We start from the raw sequence: 15987 nt of genomic DNA, 5'->3' as shown, positions 1-15987 counted from the left end.
AGGGCCGGATCGGATCTGTCGATGTGCTGCGCGGCCCCGAGACGGACGGTGCGGCGCGGCCGCATCAGTGCGCCACGGCCTTGCAGTACCCGTCGATGAACTGCCGGTGCGAGGGCATCGTTTCCACGGCGCGGGCCACGTCCTGCCTGGTACGTTCGACGAAGCCGGTCAGCACGTCCTCCGGCATCTCCTCCACGATCGGATGGTAGCCGCGCGGCAGGATGCGCTGCCCCAGCATCACCTGCACCCAGTTGGGCAGGGCGAAGAAATCCTCGCCGTGGCGGAAGTAGCGGCCGTCCGCGCGGAACAGATCGATGGCTTCGCGCAGGCTGTCGGGGACCGGCATGGTGCGGCAATAGTCCCAGAACGGCGTGTCGTCGCGTTCGGTCGCGTGGTAGTGCAGGATCAGGAAGTCCCGCACGCGCTCGAACTCGAACGCGCTGTCGCGGTTGTAGCGCTGGCGCAGCAACGGGTCGAAGCCACGGTCGGGGAACAGGCTCAGCAGACGCTGGATGCCCGACTGCATCAGGTAGATGCTGGTGGATTCCAGCGGCTCCAGGAAGCCGCTGGCCAGGCCCAGGCCGACGACGTTCCTGTTCCAGAACTGCTCACGCATGCCGGTGGTGAAGCGTAGCGGGAACGGATCCGAGTGCGGCTTGCCGTCCAGGTTTGCCAGCAGGGTCGTCGCAGCCTCGTCGTCGCCGAGATGCTCGCTGGAATAGACGTAGCCGGCGCCAATGCGGTGCTGCAAGGGAATGCGCCACTGCCAACCGGCACTGCGTGCGGTCGCGCGCGTGTACGGGGTCAGCGGCTCCACGCGGTCGCAGGACACGGCCATCGCGCGATTGCAGGGCAGCCATCGGGTCCAGTCGATGTAGCCGGTCCCGAGCGCCTGGCCCAGCAGCAGGCTGCGGAAGCCGGAGCAGTCGATGAACAGCTCGCCCTCGATGCGTTCGCCGCTGTCCAGCAGCACGGCCTCGACGAAGCCGTCCCCGCCGCGCAGCACCGTATCGACCACCTTGCCCTCGGTGCGGGTCACGCCGCGGCTTTCGGCCAGCCTGCGCAAATATCTGGCGTACAGGGTGGCGTCGAAATGGTAGGCATAGGCCATGCTGGCCAGCGGCGAGCCGGGAGGCGCGTCGCGCGGCAACGAGAACCTGTTCAGCGGCGCGGCCATGGTCTGCACGGTGTACTGGCCGATGTCCGGCGCGCGCCCGGCCAGGTGTTCCTTGAGCCAGAACTGGTGGAACGGCAGCGGCCCGCGGCCGCGGCCGATCGTGCCGAAGCCGTGGATGTAGCTGTCTCCGACCCGGCCCCAGTCCAGGAACTGGATACCCAGCTTGATCGTGGCCTGGGTGTGGACCATGAACTCGACTTCGTCGATGCCGACGGTCTGGCTGTTGAAGGCCTGCATGTGCGGCACGCTGGCCTCGCCCACGCCGACGATGCCGATCTCCTCCGACTCGACCAGGCACACCGAAGTGCCCTTGCCGAGGTAGGTGACCAGGGCTGTTGCCGCCATCCAGCCGGCGCTGCCGCCGCCCACGACGACGATGCGCCTGACGCGGTTGTCGCTGTCCATCGCCGTTCCTCCGTCATCCCCGACTGCCAACGGAACTCTATCGCCGCGCCACTCGTGCAGTAGCGGATTTCCCGACCGGAAGAAAAGCCCCCTCGCGCGGGAGGCGCGAGGGGGCAAGGGGAGACGCCTAGAACTTGTAGGTCAGGCCGAGGTACGCGACCCGGCCCGCGTATCCATTGGAGTAGAAGCGGTCGCTGGTGTCGTTGCCCAGGTGCGAGCGCGTCTCCTCCTCGGTCAGGTTCAGCACGGAGGCGGTGACGCTGAAGGCTGGAGTGAAGTTGTAGGCGGCGTTCACGTCGATCTGTTTGTAGGGCTCCTCGTAGACGTTCAGGCCGCTCACCAGGCCCTGCACCACCTCGCCGCGACGGTTGTACGAGGCGCGCAGCAGCAGCTTGTCGACTTCATAGAAGACGGTCAGGTTGCTCTGGTTCTTGGCACTGCCCACAAGCGGGGACTCGCCGAGTTCGGTGCCGTCGGCCAGCGTGATGGCCGCCTCGTTGGTGTCGTTGTAGGTGTAGTTGACCTGGAAGCCCAGGCCGAAATCCAGCGTGTGCTGCGCATACAGTTCGACGCCCTGCGAAACCGCGTCGCGACCGCCGGCCTGGGTGGCGTAGTTCTGCACCGTCACCGTCTCGCCGCCGACGACCATCTCCACGTCGGTGACCACAGGCACCGCGAAGTTGCTGACATTCTTGCGGAACAGGCCCACGCCCACCACCGAGCCGGGGCGGAAGTACCACTCCAGGCCCACATCGTACTGGGTGGCCTTGTATGCTTCGAGCTCCTTGTTGCTGCCGCTGCCGTACCAGCCCTGCTGGCTCGCGCCACCGGTCAGACGGCGATCGGCGACATACTCCGGGCTGAAGTACTGCAGGCCGCCCGGCGCCGCGATGCTGGTGTAGCTCGGGCGTGCGATCACCTTGGCGGCGGCAGCGCGCAGCACCAGGCTCTCGGTCAGGTCGTAGGCGAGGTTGAAGCTCGGCAGCACGTCGCGATAGCTGCGGTTGAGCGCGCTGACCTCGAAGGTCTCGGGGCGCCCGACACTGTCCGAAAGACGCCAGTACCCCTCGCTGCCGCAGTAGGTGTCGGCAGGCGCGCCACCGGGCGTGGGGTCGCCCTGCTGGCAGGCCAGCGGGTTGTCGTCGGCCCCGTCGAAGAAATAGTCGTTGTAGGACGTGACCCGGTCCGTCGAGTCGGCGTACTGCCTGGTGCTCGCCACGCGCACGCCGACATTGCCGCGCAGGCGCTCGGTGCGGAAATTGGCCTGCAGGTAGGTGGAGTAGATCCGCTCGTCCACGTTGTAGACGAAGTTCTCCTCCTCGCGCGTCTGCATCGGGCCGTAAGTGCTGTTGAGATGCGCGATGTAGGCCGGGTAGTCGATCGCCGGAAACGCGCTGGCGTGGATGCCGCCGGCCAGGTTCGCCATCGCGTACAGGAAGTTCGGCGAGAACTGCGTCGCGACCTCGTTGCAGCGTCCGTTCCAGTAGCGGTTGTCGTAGTCGCCAGGGTCGGTCCCCGGGCAGGCCCAGTAGCTGTTGCCGGTGCTGCGGCTGATGCCGCCGTCGCGGGCCTTGACGCCGAACTGGATCGAATCCAGGAAGCCACGGTCGTTGTACCAGGTGGTGTCGATCTGGGCGTACTTCTGCTCGGTGCTGTTGCGGGTCCAGGACGAGCCGGTCGAGCCGAGGTCGACCTGCAGGATGCCGGCCTGCAGGTTCTGCATCAGTTCCGGCGAGAACGTCATCGTCGGCGTGCCGCTCAGGTCCCAGGCGCTGGCGTAGTTGCCCAGGCTCCAACTGCCGTCCGCGTTCTGGCGGCGCGGCTTGAGCGGCACCGCGAACTGCAGTTCCGGGCCGCCCTTGGCCCAGGTGCGCCCACCCCTGAAGGCGATATCCAGCGACTCGCCGCGCCACTCGGCGGCGAAATCCGCGGTCTGCGACAACGACTTCTCGATGTTGTAGCTGCCGGTGATCTGCGGGGTGGGCACGGTGCAGTCGTCCGAGCCCCAGCCGCCCGGCGCCATGCCGGCGGCGGCGGCCTCGGCCTCGCTGCAGTAGTAGGCCTTGCCGGCGTGCAGGCTGTAGTCCGCGCCGGTGACGATGGTGCCGCTGGGATCGAAGTGCAGGCGGTCGAGCAGCCGGCCGCCGCGCCAGTTGCCGTCGCCGTGGTAGCGGGCGATGTTCCATTCCGGCACCTTGATGGTGTTGGTGCGGGAATCCTGCGACAGGTCGAAACGGAAGTAGTTCGCGGTCAGCGTCAGGTTGTCGGTCGGCCTGAACTGCAGGGTCAGCTGGCCGCCGCGGCGCTCACGGTCTTCTTCGCGGACGTTCAGATTGACCGAAGTCGGCATCATGAAGCCGGTGTAGTAGTTGCCGTTCTGGTCCCAGAAGCCAGTACCACCCCACCAGTTCGAGTTGAAATCGGAGGGTTGGCCGTTGACGTCGACCGCGGTGCCGCCCTCGTCGCGGCCGTACCATTGCCAGCCCTCGGTAGTGGCGCCCATGGTACGCGTGGTGCGGGTCTGGTCGGTGTAACCGATGAAAACGCCGAAACGTTCGTCCTCGTCGTGCCAGGAATACGAGCCGGAGAACTGTCCATCGGTCTTACTGCTCGTGTCGGCCCAGGTGCCTTCGATGGAGACGAAGCCGGTGTTCGATTCGAGGTCCAGCGGGCGGCGGGTATGCAGGATCACGGTGCCGCCGACGCCGCCTTCGTCGATGCGCGCTTCCGGCGTCTTGAACAGCTCCGCGCTCGAGAGCATGTTCGACGGCAGCAGCATGTAGTTGAACGAGCGGGTCGGATCGCCGTTGGATTCGGCCGAGGCGACGTAGTTGCCGTTCAACTGGGTCAGGGTCAGTTCCGAGGACAGGCCGCGGACGCTGACGTTCTTGCCCTCGCCACCACTGCGGGTCACGATCACGCCCGGCACGCGCTGCAGCGCGTCGGCCACGTTCTTGTCGGGGAACTTGCCCACGTCCTCGGCAGTGACGACCTCGACGATGGCGTTGGCATTGCGCTTCTGGTCGAGGCTCTGCTCGATGGCGTAGCGATAGCCGGTGACGACGACCGCGTCCAGGCTGGTGGCCTGGTCGGTGGTCGTTGCCGTTTCCTGGGCCGGCGGCGCGTTGGCGGTCGTGGCAGCTTCCTGCGCGAAGGCGGACGGGACCGCGGCCGTGGTCAACACCAGTGCAATCGCAGCGGACAGCGCGTTCCGGATGTGCGTGTGTGACATGTGGATCTTCCCTCTCCAGGGTAGGACAAGATATCGAGCGACTGGTTTGTATCGATCTAAAACGCAGACGCTACGATGCGTAGGCACGTCTTGTGTCGCCAAGCTCTCTATACCCGCCAGGCCAGCCATGTCGGTGGACCTGTCGCGAGTCGAATTGAATCGATCCAATTCGGGGCCGCGTAAGATTTAGCACAGGGTGGGAGGCCTTGCATGCTGCTCCGCAACAGCGCGCACGGGACGAACTGCGGCGGACGTGCGCTCTCCCGGCCCTGGGGAGCTGGCCAGGCCGAGTCGGCTTGTTGCACTGCAGAATGCAATCGGCCGGGAGAGGGTGTTTGATTTAGATCGATCCAGTTCGGCGGCCACGGCAAGCGAACCGGTGTCGAGGGCGTCGTCGCGGCTCTCGCCACGTATCGGCATCCGACGACAAGCGATTGATTCAACTCACTTTTGACCGCTCCTCCCGGGCGACAGCTTGAGTCCGGCTTCGGCCGGACTCGTTTTTCTCCCGGGGGACGTCCGCTGTCGGCCACGCCCAGGCGGCCACACAACGATCCGGAGGTCGTCCATGCCAGAGTCCGTGTCGCCATCCGCGCCATCGCCGGCCCCGGCGCGTCACCGCGGAAGCCGCGGCGCCGGGCTCCTGCTGTCCGCCCTTGCGCTGCTGGCGACGCCGCTGCTGCAGGCCGCAGATACCGAGGATCTTGCCGCCACCGTCAATACCTTCATCGGCAGCCAGGACGATGGCAACACCTACCCGGGTGCGTCGGCGCCGTTCGGCCTGATCCAGGTCTCGCCGATCGGCGAGCACTATTCGGGCTGGCGCTACGACGATCCGAAGATCCACGGTTTCGGCCACTCCTTCCTGTCCGGTGCCGGTTGCTGGGAGCAGGGCGGACAGGTATCGGTGTTGCCGGTAACCGGCACGATCGGCCCAGGCGGCGACTTCGACACCCGGGATCCGAAGAACTTCGACCACCGCAAATACGCCTCGGCCTACACCCACGAAGGCGAGGTCGGCCAGGCCGGCTACTACAGAGTGCGGCTTACCGACTACGGCGGCATCGATGCCGAGGCCACCGCGCTCACCCGCGCCGCGGCCGAGCGCTACACCTTTCCGGCCGGCGTGCAGGAAGGCCATGTGCTGGTCAACGTCAGCCAGGCCAATGCACGGCATCGCGTGATCGGCAGCAGCATCGAGGTGGTTGGCGACCGCGTCGTGGAAGGCAAGGTCACCACGATGAGCTTCTGCGGCGGCCACCAGTACAGCACCTGGTTCCGCATGGAATTCGATCGACCGTTCAAGGCGTTCGGAACCTGGGGCCAGGCGGGCGGCACGGCGGGTGCGCGCTTCAGCATGGAGGGCGAGCACGACCCCTACAACGGCGCCTGGCTGAGCTTCGACACCTCGTCGGATCGCGCGGTGACCGCGATCAGCGCGATCTCCCACGTCGACGCCGAAGGCGCGCGCACCAACCTGCGCGCCGAGGGCACGAAGGACGGCAGGCCGGTCGGGTTCGACGCGATGCGCCAGGCGGCGCAGGACGCCTGGCGCGAGGAGCTGTCCTCGGTGCGGATCGAGGGCGGCCGCGGCGAGGATCGCACGGTGTTCTATACCGCGCTCTACCACGCACTGCTGCAGCCGCTGACCGGCAGCGACGCTGACGGCCGCTATCGAGGCTACGACGGCAACATCCACGTCGCCGACGGCTGGACCTATTACGAGTACTTATCGCTCTGGGATACCTACCGCTCGCAGAACCAGTTGCTGGCGATGCTGCGGCCCGGGCGCTCCCGCGACATCGCGCGTTCGGTGCTGGCGATCCACGCGCAGGGCGGGTGGCTGCCGCGCTGGGGCTATGCAAGCTTCGAAACCAACGTGATGACCGGCGATCCGGTGACCCCGTTCCTGGTCGACCTGTGGCGCTTCGGTGCGCTGGAAGGGCGCGAAGCGCAGGCCTGGTCGGCACTGCGCCAGAACGCCTATGGACTGCCGCCGCTGAACTCGCGCCATGCCGGTCGCAGCGGCAATGCGAGCTATCTGGACCGGGGATTCGTGCAGTTCGACCGTGCGTTCCCCTCCAAGGGGATGGACGTGGATCCGCATCACGGCGGCTCGGCCACCTTCGAGTACGCCGTCGCGGACTGCGCCCTGGCGCAGATGGCGCAGGCGCTTGGCCACAGCGCCGATGCGGCCGACCTTGCCCGGCGTGGCGGCAACTGGCGCAAGCTCTGGGATCCGCAGCTGCGGGAAGCGGACAGCGACTTCACCGGCTTCCCGCGTCCGCGCCTGGACGACGGGCGCTGGTTCACGCCGCCGACCGGCGTCTACAGCCCGCGCTCGCACTACGGCTTCCACGAGGGAACGGCCTGGCAGTACCAGTGGCTGGTGCCACAGGATCCGGCGGGGCTGGCCGCGATGATGGGCGGCCGCGAACGCACGCTCGACCGGCTGGACGCCTTCTTCGCGCTCGACGTGCTGCGACAGGACCTGCGCAAGGCGCGCGGGCAGTGGGTGGCCGGTCCATACGACTACTACGGCCAGTTCCGCTTCAATCCGAACAACGAACCGACCATGCACGTGCCGTGGATGTACACCATGCTCGGTGCGCCGGAGCGGACCGCGGTCGTGGTGCGCGCGGCGCAGACGCTGTTCACCAACGCACCCAACGGCGTGACCGGCAACGACGATCTCGGCACCATGTCGGCCTGGTACCTGTTCAGCGCGATCGGCCTGTACCCGCTGATGCCCGGCACGGGTGAGCTGGTGCTGCACACGCCGCGGTTCGAGCGCATCGACATGGATCTGGGCAATGGCCGGACCCTGAGCGTGACCGCGCCGGGCGCCCACGGCGGCGCCGTGCAGCACCCACGACAGGTGCTCTTCGACGGCGTGCCGGTGGACCAGGTCTGGCTGGACTGGTCGCGCCTGCGCGAAGGCGGCGAACTGCGCTTCGAACTCGGCGACGCGCCATCGGATTGGGGCGTGGCCGCATCGAGTAGCCCGCAGCCCGCCTGTCCGGCGACCGGACGCTGAGCCGGACGTGAGACAGATGCCAACGCCATGCCCCGTATCCGGACCCGTGCCGCCTCCCGCCGCACAGCGGGTGCGCGGGCAAACCGCTTCAGCCGACGGCCGCGCACGGAAACGCCGGTTTGAATCGATTCATTTCGGCAATAATCGGTCGCATCCAGGCGTCGCCTCGAAAGGCATCCGAATGACCGAAACCAAGTCCAGGCGCAAGGCCGTCACCGTGACCGATATCGCCAAAGGCTGCGGCGTATCGCGCGCCACCGTCTCGCTGGTCCTGCGCGGCAGCCCGCTGGTGCACGCCGACACCCGCGCCCGGGTCGAGTCAGAACTCAAGCGCCAGCGTTACGTCTACAACCGCGCGGCCGCGAACCTGCGCCGACAGACGTCATCGTCGGTGGCGCTGGTGATCAACGATCTCTCCAACCCGTTCTTCGCGGAGTTCGCCGCAGGCGTCGATGAAGCGCTGGGCGATGGCCGCTACGTGACCCTGCTCGGCAGTACCGCCGAATCGCCCGAACGCCAGGACGCGGTGCTGGCCTCGCTGGTCGAGCATGCGCCGGCCGGCATCATCCTGTCGCCGGCCGAGCACAGCGAGGCCGCCGCGCTGCAGCGCGTGCTGGGAACGCGCATGCCCGTGCTGGTGTTCAACCGGGAACTGCCCGGGCACGAATGGGATTTTCTCGCCCTGGACAACCAGCGCGGCGCGCATCTGGCCACCGGACACCTGCTTGCACTGGGCCACCGGCGCATCGCGTTCTTCGGAGGCCACGCCGATTCCAGCTCGTGCCAGCAGCGTCGCCAGGGTTATCTCGACGCGATGCGCGGGGCCGGTATCGAGCCGGAGCCGGGCTGGCTGGTGGAATCGAGTCCAACCCGCGCCGATGCGGCAGCGCGCACCGCCGAGCTGTTCGAGCGCGCACCCGGGTCGACGGCGGCCGTCTGCTACAACGACAACGTCGCGTTCGGCCTCATGCTCGGCCTGCGTGCGCGCGGCGTGCGCCCGGGCAGCGAGTTCGCCATCACCGGCTTCGACGACATCACCGAGGCCGCGCTTTCCACCCCGCCCCTGACTACGCTGGCCGTGCAGCCGCGGGTCTGCGGCCACATGGCGGCTGAAATCCTGCTCGACCGCGTGCGCGACCCCGACGCGCCGCCGCGACGCGTGGTCGCGCCGGTGCAGCTGATGGTGCGCGGCAGCTGCGGCGAATCGACGCCATGAACCGTTTCCGATCCCGTCGTCGCCGCGACGACACCCGAACCACAGAGCCTGGCCCCACATGAGCACATCCGCCCGACACGAACCTCCGCTGGCCGGCGTGCATGCCGGCCACCCACGCCGCGCCGGGTCCATGCGGGCTGGCGCGGTCTGCGTGGTTTGGGCGTGACCGGTGCCTTCGGTGCGCCGGGCTGAGGTGGGCATGCGCAGGATCGTCTGCTTCGGCGAGGCCCTGATCGATTTCTTCGCCCAGCCCGCGGCTACGCCGGATACCCCGCGCGTGTTCGTGCAGCATGCCGGCGGGGCGCCGGCCAACGTCGCGGTGGGGGCGGCCCGCCTCGGGGCGCGATCGCAGTTCGTCGGCGCGCTCGGCGCCGACATGTTCGGCGACTTCCTGCTCGAGAGCCTGCGCGCGGCGGGCGTCGGCACCGACTACATCGTGCGGACCGATGCGGCCCCGACCGCGCTGGCGTTCGTAGCGCTCGACCACGAGGGCGAGCGCAGCTTCAGCTTCTACCGTCCCCCGGCGGCGGACCTGATGTTCCGCGCCGGGCACTTCGATCCGGACTGCTTCGTCGACACCGGCGCGTTCCACGTCTGCTCCAACAGCCTGACCGAAGCCGCGATCGCCCAGGCCACGCTCGACGGCATGCGCATGGCGCGCGACAGCGGCGTGCTGGTCAGCATGGATCTCAACCTGCGGCCGATGCTGTGGCCGGCCGGCGTCGACCCGCGGCCCTGCCTGTGGCGTGCGTTGCAGGCCGCCGACGTGGTCAAGCTGGCGCGCAACGAGCTCGACTACCTCGCCGAAGACCTGGGCGGCGGCGATGCCGGCGCGAGCGCCGTGCTCCAGCGCCTGTTCGAAGGCCGGGCGCAGTGGGTGGTCGTGACCGATGGCCCCGCGCCGAAGCGCTGGTACGGGCGTGGCGGCGAGAGCGGGCAACTGGCGGGATTCCGGGTCAAGGCGATCGACACGACCGCGGCGGGCGATGCCTTCGTCGCCGGCCTGCTGTTCCATCTGGTCGAGTCCGGTATCGATGTCGGTCGCCTGCCTGCCTTCGTCCGCGACCGCGAGGCGGTGGAGCGCGCCCTGCGGTTCGCCGCGGCGGTCGGTGCGCTGGCGGTGACCCGCAAGGGCGCCTTCGCGGCCATGCCCGCGCGTGCCGAAGTCCAACAACTTCTGGAGAGTCAGTAAGCCTATGCATTCCCAGGCCCTGCCCGACTTCCGCAGCCCCGACGTCCTGCGCGCGCATATCGCCAGAACGATGGCGTTCTACCATCCGCGCTGCATCGATCCCGAGGGTGGTTTCTTCCACTACTTCAAGGACGACGGCATGGTGTACGAACGCGCGCACCGGCACCTGGTCAGCAGCACGCGCTTCGTCTTCAACTATGCGATGGCGGCGCGCGAGTTCGGCGAAGACACGGCACTGCATGCGCAGTATCTCGATGCGGTGCGGCACGGCCTGGACTACCTGCGCAAGGTGCATCGCAATCCCGCCACGGGCGGCTACGCATGGACCCTGCGCGATGGCCGGGTGGAAGATGCCACCAACCATTGCTACGGCCTCGCCTTCGTGCTGCTGGCCTATGCCAGTGCGCTCAAAGTGGGCGTCGAGGACGCGCGCGGGTGGATGGACGAAACATGGAACGTGCTGGAGTCGCGCTTCTGGGAGCCGGGCCCGGGCCTGTACCGGGACGAGGCCGATGCGGACTGGAACTTCAGCGACTATCGCGGCCAGAACGCCAACATGCACATGTGCGAAGCCATGCTGGCCGCCTTCGAAGCCAGCGGCGAGCGTCGCTACTTCGACCGCGCGCTGCTGCTCGCCGACCACGTGACCCGGCGCCAGGCCGCGCTGGCAGGGGGGCTGGTCTGGGAGCACTACGACCGCGACTGGAACGTGGACTGGACCTACCATCTCGACGATCCCAAGCACCTGTTCCGCCCCTGGGGCTTCCAGCCCGGACACCAGACCGAATGGGCCAAGCTGCTGCTGATCCTCGATCGGCACGCGACCGCCCTCGGCATGGCAGCCGACTGGTTGGTACCCACTGCGCGCCGGCTGTTCGACCGCGCCCTGGCCCATTCCTGGGACGAGGCGCGCGGCGGCATGGTCTACGGCTTCGCGTACGAAGGCCTGCGCGATGCCCCCAGCGGCCAGGCCAGGGCCGAGGGCGTGGCCTACGTCTGCGACGACGACAAGTACTTCTGGGTGCAGGCCGAGTCCCTGGCCGCGGCCGCGCTGCTCGCGCAACGAACCGGGGATGCGACGTACTGGGACTGGTACGAGCGCCTGTGGGCCTGGTCGTGGACGCACATGGTCGACCACGACCACGGCGCCTGGTACCGGATCCTCGACGTCGACAATCGCAAGTACAGCGACGAGAAGAGCCCGGCCGGCAAGACCGACTACCACACGATGGGCGCCTGCCACGAAGTACTGAACGTGGTGCGCGGATGATGGCCGCCATGTTCCGCGGCGGGCGCAGGACCGCAGGCCTCGTGGCGGCTCTCGCATTCACTGCGGGCGCGCTGCATCCGGTCGCCACGGCCCCCCTGCCCGGGGCCGCGACGTCTTCCTACTGGTCGTTCGAGGAGGGCGAGACGCTCCCTCTGGACGCCTCCTCGAGTGGCGCGGGCGCGGAACTGGTGCTGCGACGCACGGGCGGCCCCGACCGCGCCTACACCGCGCGCACGGGCGTGGGCTTCACCGGCGTGCGCTCGCTGGAGTACACCGGCACCATCGCGGGCGAGGCCGGTGGCCGTGCCCGCGCTGCGGTCTTCGACGTTTCGATTCCCGTGACCGCGGCGACCGAGCTGTCCTACCGCGTGTTCCCGCGCTTCATCGACGACGACCTCCGCTATCCGGCGACCTGGGTCGCGGTCGACCTGGAATTCAGCGACGGCACCTCGCTGTCCACCCTGGGCGCCCTCGACCAGCACGGGTTCGTGCTGTCGCCGCGCGGGCAGGGCGAGTCGAAATCGCTCTACACCGACCAGTGGAACCACAAGCAGTCGCGCATCGGCGATGTCGCCGCCGGCAAGACGATCGAGAGGATCCTGGTGGGCGTGGAGATGCCATTCGGGCCGGCGGAGTTCCGCGGCTGGATCGACGACATCCGCATCGCCGAGGCGCCGGCGGCCGCGGCATCCAGGCGTCCCAGCGAGCACGTCTCGACCACCCGCGGCACCCACTCCAGCGGCGCGTTCTCGCGCGGCAACAACATCCCCGCCACCGCGGTGCCGCATGGATTCAACTTCTGGGCGCCGGTCACCGATGCCGGCTCGCTGAGCTGGTTCTACGAATACGCCAGGCGCAACGACGACCGGAACCGGCCGCGGCTGGAAGCGCTCACGCTGACCCACGAGACCAGCCCGTGGATGGGCGACCGGCAGACGTTCCAGGTGATGCCGTCGATCGCCACCGGGACACCCAGCGCCAACCGTGCCGATCGCGCCGTGCCATTCCGCCACGAGAACGAGATCGCGCGGCCGCACCACTATCGCGTCGCGCTGGACAACGGCATCGTCGCCGAGATCGCGCCGACCGACCATGCGGCCATGTTCCGCTTCGCCTTCCCGGGCGACGACGCCAGCCTGATCTTCGACAACGTGGACGATCGCGGCGGCCTGTTCCTGTCGCCCGACAGCGGCGAGCTGACCGGCTACACCGACACCCGCAGCGGCCTGTCCAACGGCGCCGGGCGCATGTTCGTCTACGCGAAGTTCGACCGGCGGGTCGTCGCGGGCGGCCGGCTGGTCGCGACCGATGGGCCCGAGGGGCAGTCGCGCACGCGGGTGCCCGGCTACTTGCGGTTCGATGTCGGGCAGGCGCGTACGGTGACGATGCGGATCGCCACGTCGCTGATCAGCGTCGAGCAGGCCAGACGCAACCTCGCCCTGCAGATCGCCGACACCGACAGCTTCGAGGACGTGCGCGAGCGCGCGCAGCGCGCCTGGGACGAGAAGCTCGGCGTGATCGAGGTCGAAGGCGCCAGCCCCGACCAGCTGACCACGCTGTATTCCAATCTTTACCGCCTGTTCCTCTACCCCAATGCCGGCCACGAGAACACCGGAACCCGTGAGGCCCCGCGGTGGCGCCACGCGGTGCAGTCCTCGGCCAGCCGCGAGATCGCCGAGGGCACCACCGAGACCCGGACCGGCGCGCCGATCGCCGAGGGCAAGGTCTACGTCAACAACGGCTTCTGGGACACCTACCGCACCACCTGGGCGGCCTATTCGCTGTTCTCTCCGCGCCAGGCGGCGGAGATGGTCAACGGCTTCGTGCAGCACTACCACGACGGTGGCTGGGTGCCGCGCTGGTCGTCGCCGGGCTACGCCAACCTGATGACCGGCACCAGTTCGGACGTGTCGTTCGCCGATGCCTACGTGAAGGGCGTGCAGGGCCTCGACGTGGCCGGGATCTATGCGGCGATGATCCGCAACGCCGCGGTCGTTCCGCCGAACGACAACATCGGCCGCAAGGGCATGGCGGTGGCGCCGTTCATCGGCTACGTGCCGAGCTCGGTGAGCGAGGGCGTGTCCTGGGCGCTGGAGGGCTACATCAACGACTACGGCATCGCCAACATGCTGGCGGCGATGGCGAAGGATCCGGCATCGCCGATCCCGCGCGAGCGGCTGCTGGCCGAAAGCGGGTACTACCGCAGCCGCGCGCTCGGCTACGTCCACATGTTCGATCCGGCGATCGGCTTCTTCCAGGGGCGCTCGGCCGACGGGCGATGGAAGTCCGCCGCCGCCAACTACAACCCCGAGGTCTGGGGCCACGACCACGACTACACCGAGACCAACGGTTGGGGCTTCGCCTTCCTGGCCCCGCACGATGGCCAAGGCCTGGCCAATCTCTACGGCGGCCGCGATGGACTGGCGCGCAAGCTCGACCGCTACTTCTCCACGCCCGAGACCGCTGCGCATCCCGGCTCGTACGGCCGCGTGATCCACGAGATCGTCGAGGCGCGCGACGTGCGCATGGGCCAGTGGGGCTTTTCCAACCAGGTGGCCCACCATGTGCCCTGGATGTACCTGTACGCCGGACAGCCATGGCGCACGCAGGAGATCGTTCGCGAAACGCTGGCGCGGATGTACGTCGGCTCCGAGATCGGCCAGGGCTATCCCGGCGACGAGGACAACGGCGAGTCCTCGGCGTGGTGGCTGTTCGCCGCGCTCGGCTTCTACCCGCTGCAGATGGGCAGCGAGCACCTGGTGATCGGCTCGCCGCTGTTCACCCGGGCCACCGTGCACCTGGAGAACGGCAGGACGCTGGTGATCAGCGCACCCGGCAACAGCCGCGAGAACATCTACGTCGCGGGCGTCAGGGTGAACGGCAAGGCCTGGGAACGCACCGCCATCCCGCATCGGCTGCTGGCCGCCGGTGGCCGGATCGAGTTCGAGATGAGTCCGAAGCCCGGCGCCTGGGGGCGCGCGGCCTCGGCGCTGCCGCCTTCGCTGACTGCGGGCGACGCCACGCCCGCGCCGCTGCAGGACCTGGCCGGCGCGGACCGCGGTGTCGCGTCGTCCAGTGCGGCAACGGCGAAGGCGAGCGCGTTGTTCGACGACACCTCGGACACCGAGGCGAGCTTCGCCGCAGGCGCGCCGGTGACGGTGACCTGGTCGTCCGATGGCGCGCAATCGGCAGAGGCGCGCTTCTACACGCTCACGTCGGGCAGTAGCGGCGGCCATCCCACGGCCTGGACGCTCGAAGGCTCGGACGACGGGAGCACCTGGCAGGTGCTGGATCGCCGCACCGGCGAAGCCTTCGAGTGGATGCGCTACACCCGGCCGTTCAAGCTCCAGACGCCCGCCCGATACCGCCACTACCGCTGGGTCATCAGCGGCGCGAGCGATCCACAGGGGTTCTCGCTGGCCGAGATCGAACTGCTCGGTACGCCGGCGTCGCCATCGCCGCGTTCCGACCCCAGGCAGTGAGCCAGGCCCCCGGCCTGCGGTGGCCGGGGATCGACGGCGCGGCCGGTTGGCCGCGTCGTGACCCTTGGCGTACCGCCAGCGGGGGCGATGGCTGAGCTCGCGGGCCGACCGGTTCCACCGGGCCATTCGCCGCCGCCTCCAGCAGCGTGCGGGGGCGATCGGCAGCGCGGCGTGCCGGCAGGCCCGGGCGCCAGTATCCCGCGACGGGCGTTCGCGCGTGTGACCCGCCATGCGCTGCGGCGGGCTGCCCCGCAGTCAGCACGTGGCACGGAAATTGGAGTCTAATCTGGGATAAAGAATCCAGAATCCAGGCCTTTAGCCCATATCTGGAACACCCATCTTCCTGGTACGCCGCAGCAGCCGGGCCTCGCGCACCGGCCGGCGGCGGAGCAATCCGCTCATCCCCCACCCAGGAGACACCCATGCGTTCCAAGCTCTTGACCACCACCCTGGCCGCCCTGCTGCTCGGCGGCGCCTCCTTCGCCCATGCCCAGGACACCGGGTTCTATGCCGGCGTCGGCGCCGGACAGGCGCTGGTGGACGAGCGGGGCTACGACGACGAGGACACCGCGTTCTCCGCGTTCGGCGGCTACCAGTTCCACCGCAATTTCGCGCTGGAGGCCGGATATACCGACTTCGGCAGCCTCGAGCCCGGCGTGGCCGGCAACGACCTCGAACTGACCTCGGCGTCGCTGACCGCAGTCGGCATCGTGCCTTTCACCGACAGGTTCTCCGGCTACGCCAAGGCCGGCTTCCAGCGCTGGGAGCTGGATCGCGCGATTCCGGGCCTGACCGGCACCGCCAAGGACGACGGCGCCGATCCGGTCTATGGCTTCGGCCTGCAGTATCGCTTCAACGACCTGGTCGCGCTGCGCGGCGAATACACGCGCAGCGAAGTCGAAGACCTCGACGTCGATGCGGCGCAGGTGCAGGTGCGGTTCGACTTCTGATCCGCTTCGCGGTTCGCGATTGCGTC

Annotated in this window: 8 protein-coding genes; 6 read left to right on the top strand and 2 right to left on the bottom strand. The window is 68.6% G+C overall.

The features are described 5' to 3' along the window. Positions 1 to 64: 64 nt before the first annotated feature. Positions 65 to 1582: a tryptophan halogenase family protein gene (locus tag ACQYVW_RS08225; protein WP_434946633.1), complete on the bottom strand. Its 1518-nt coding sequence runs from the start codon at positions 1580 to 1582 to the stop codon at positions 65 to 67. Positions 1583 to 1709: 127 nt separating this feature from the next. Further along, positions 1710 to 4814: a TonB-dependent receptor gene (locus ACQYVW_RS08220; RefSeq protein WP_434933509.1), complete on the bottom strand. Its 3105-nt coding sequence runs from the start codon at positions 4812 to 4814 to the stop codon at positions 1710 to 1712. 568 nt (positions 4815 to 5382) lie between these two features. Here ACQYVW_RS08220 and ACQYVW_RS08215 point away from each other — a divergent pair. The 6 genes from ACQYVW_RS08215 (at position 5383) to ACQYVW_RS08190 (ending at position 15961) form a co-directional block, all read left to right on the top strand. Then, positions 5383 to 7851 (top strand): GH92 family glycosyl hydrolase, encoded by a 2469-nt coding sequence (locus ACQYVW_RS08215; RefSeq protein ID WP_434946632.1) that lies wholly within the window; start codon positions 5383 to 5385, stop codon positions 7849 to 7851. Between the two features lie 181 nt (positions 7852 to 8032). Then, entirely contained in the window at positions 8033 to 9067 is a 1035-nt protein-coding gene (locus ACQYVW_RS08210) for a LacI family DNA-binding transcriptional regulator (RefSeq protein WP_434933507.1), read from the top strand. Between the two features lie 199 nt (positions 9068 to 9266). Then, a complete protein-coding gene (locus ACQYVW_RS08205; protein WP_434933506.1) occupies positions 9267 to 10259 on the top strand; it encodes a carbohydrate kinase family protein in 993 nt (330 codons plus the stop codon). A 4-nt stretch (positions 10260 to 10263) separates the two neighbouring features. Continuing rightward, entirely contained in the window at positions 10264 to 11529 is a 1266-nt protein-coding gene (locus ACQYVW_RS08200; protein ID WP_434933505.1) for an AGE family epimerase/isomerase, read from the top strand. Between the two features lie 8 nt (positions 11530 to 11537). After that, the gene (locus ACQYVW_RS08195; protein ID WP_434946870.1) at positions 11538 to 15011 is read left to right on the top strand and encodes a GH92 family glycosyl hydrolase; all 3474 of its coding nucleotides are present in this window, start codon (positions 11538 to 11540) and stop codon (positions 15009 to 15011) included. Between the two features lie 422 nt (positions 15012 to 15433). After that, positions 15434 to 15961 carry an outer membrane beta-barrel protein gene (locus tag ACQYVW_RS08190; RefSeq protein WP_434946631.1) on the top strand — a complete coding sequence of 176 codons (528 nt, stop codon included), beginning with the start codon at positions 15434 to 15436 and terminating at the stop codon, positions 15959 to 15961. The last annotated feature ends 26 nt before the right edge of the window (positions 15962 to 15987 follow it).

The sequence above is a fragment of the Luteimonas campi genome (assembly GCF_051162505.1).
Classification (GTDB): Bacteria; Pseudomonadota; Gammaproteobacteria; order Xanthomonadales; family Xanthomonadaceae; genus Luteimonas.
This window is presented reverse-complemented; position numbering and strand designations above follow the sequence as displayed.

Excerpts from the sequence above, each read along its gene's own strand:
- ACQYVW_RS08220 (WP_434933509.1), bottom strand. The coding sequence starts at position 4,814 with ATGTCACACACGCACATCCGGAACGCGCTGTCCGCTGCGATTGCACTG.
- ACQYVW_RS08215 (WP_434946632.1), top strand. The coding sequence starts at position 5,383 with ATGCCAGAGTCCGTGTCGCCATCCGCGCCATCGCCGGCCCCGGCGCGT.
- ACQYVW_RS08210 (WP_434933507.1), top strand. The coding sequence starts at position 8,033 with ATGACCGAAACCAAGTCCAGGCGCAAGGCCGTCACCGTGACCGATATC.
- ACQYVW_RS08225 (WP_434946633.1), bottom strand. The coding sequence starts at position 1,582 with ATGGACAGCGACAACCGCGTCAGGCGCATCGTCGTCGTGGGCGGCGGC.
- ACQYVW_RS08190 (WP_434946631.1), top strand. The coding sequence starts at position 15,434 with ATGCGTTCCAAGCTCTTGACCACCACCCTGGCCGCCCTGCTGCTCGGC.
- ACQYVW_RS08195 (WP_434946870.1), top strand. The coding sequence starts at position 11,538 with ATGTTCCGCGGCGGGCGCAGGACCGCAGGCCTCGTGGCGGCTCTCGCA.
- ACQYVW_RS08205 (WP_434933506.1), top strand. The coding sequence starts at position 9,267 with ATGCGCAGGATCGTCTGCTTCGGCGAGGCCCTGATCGATTTCTTCGCC.
- ACQYVW_RS08200 (WP_434933505.1), top strand. The coding sequence starts at position 10,264 with ATGCATTCCCAGGCCCTGCCCGACTTCCGCAGCCCCGACGTCCTGCGC.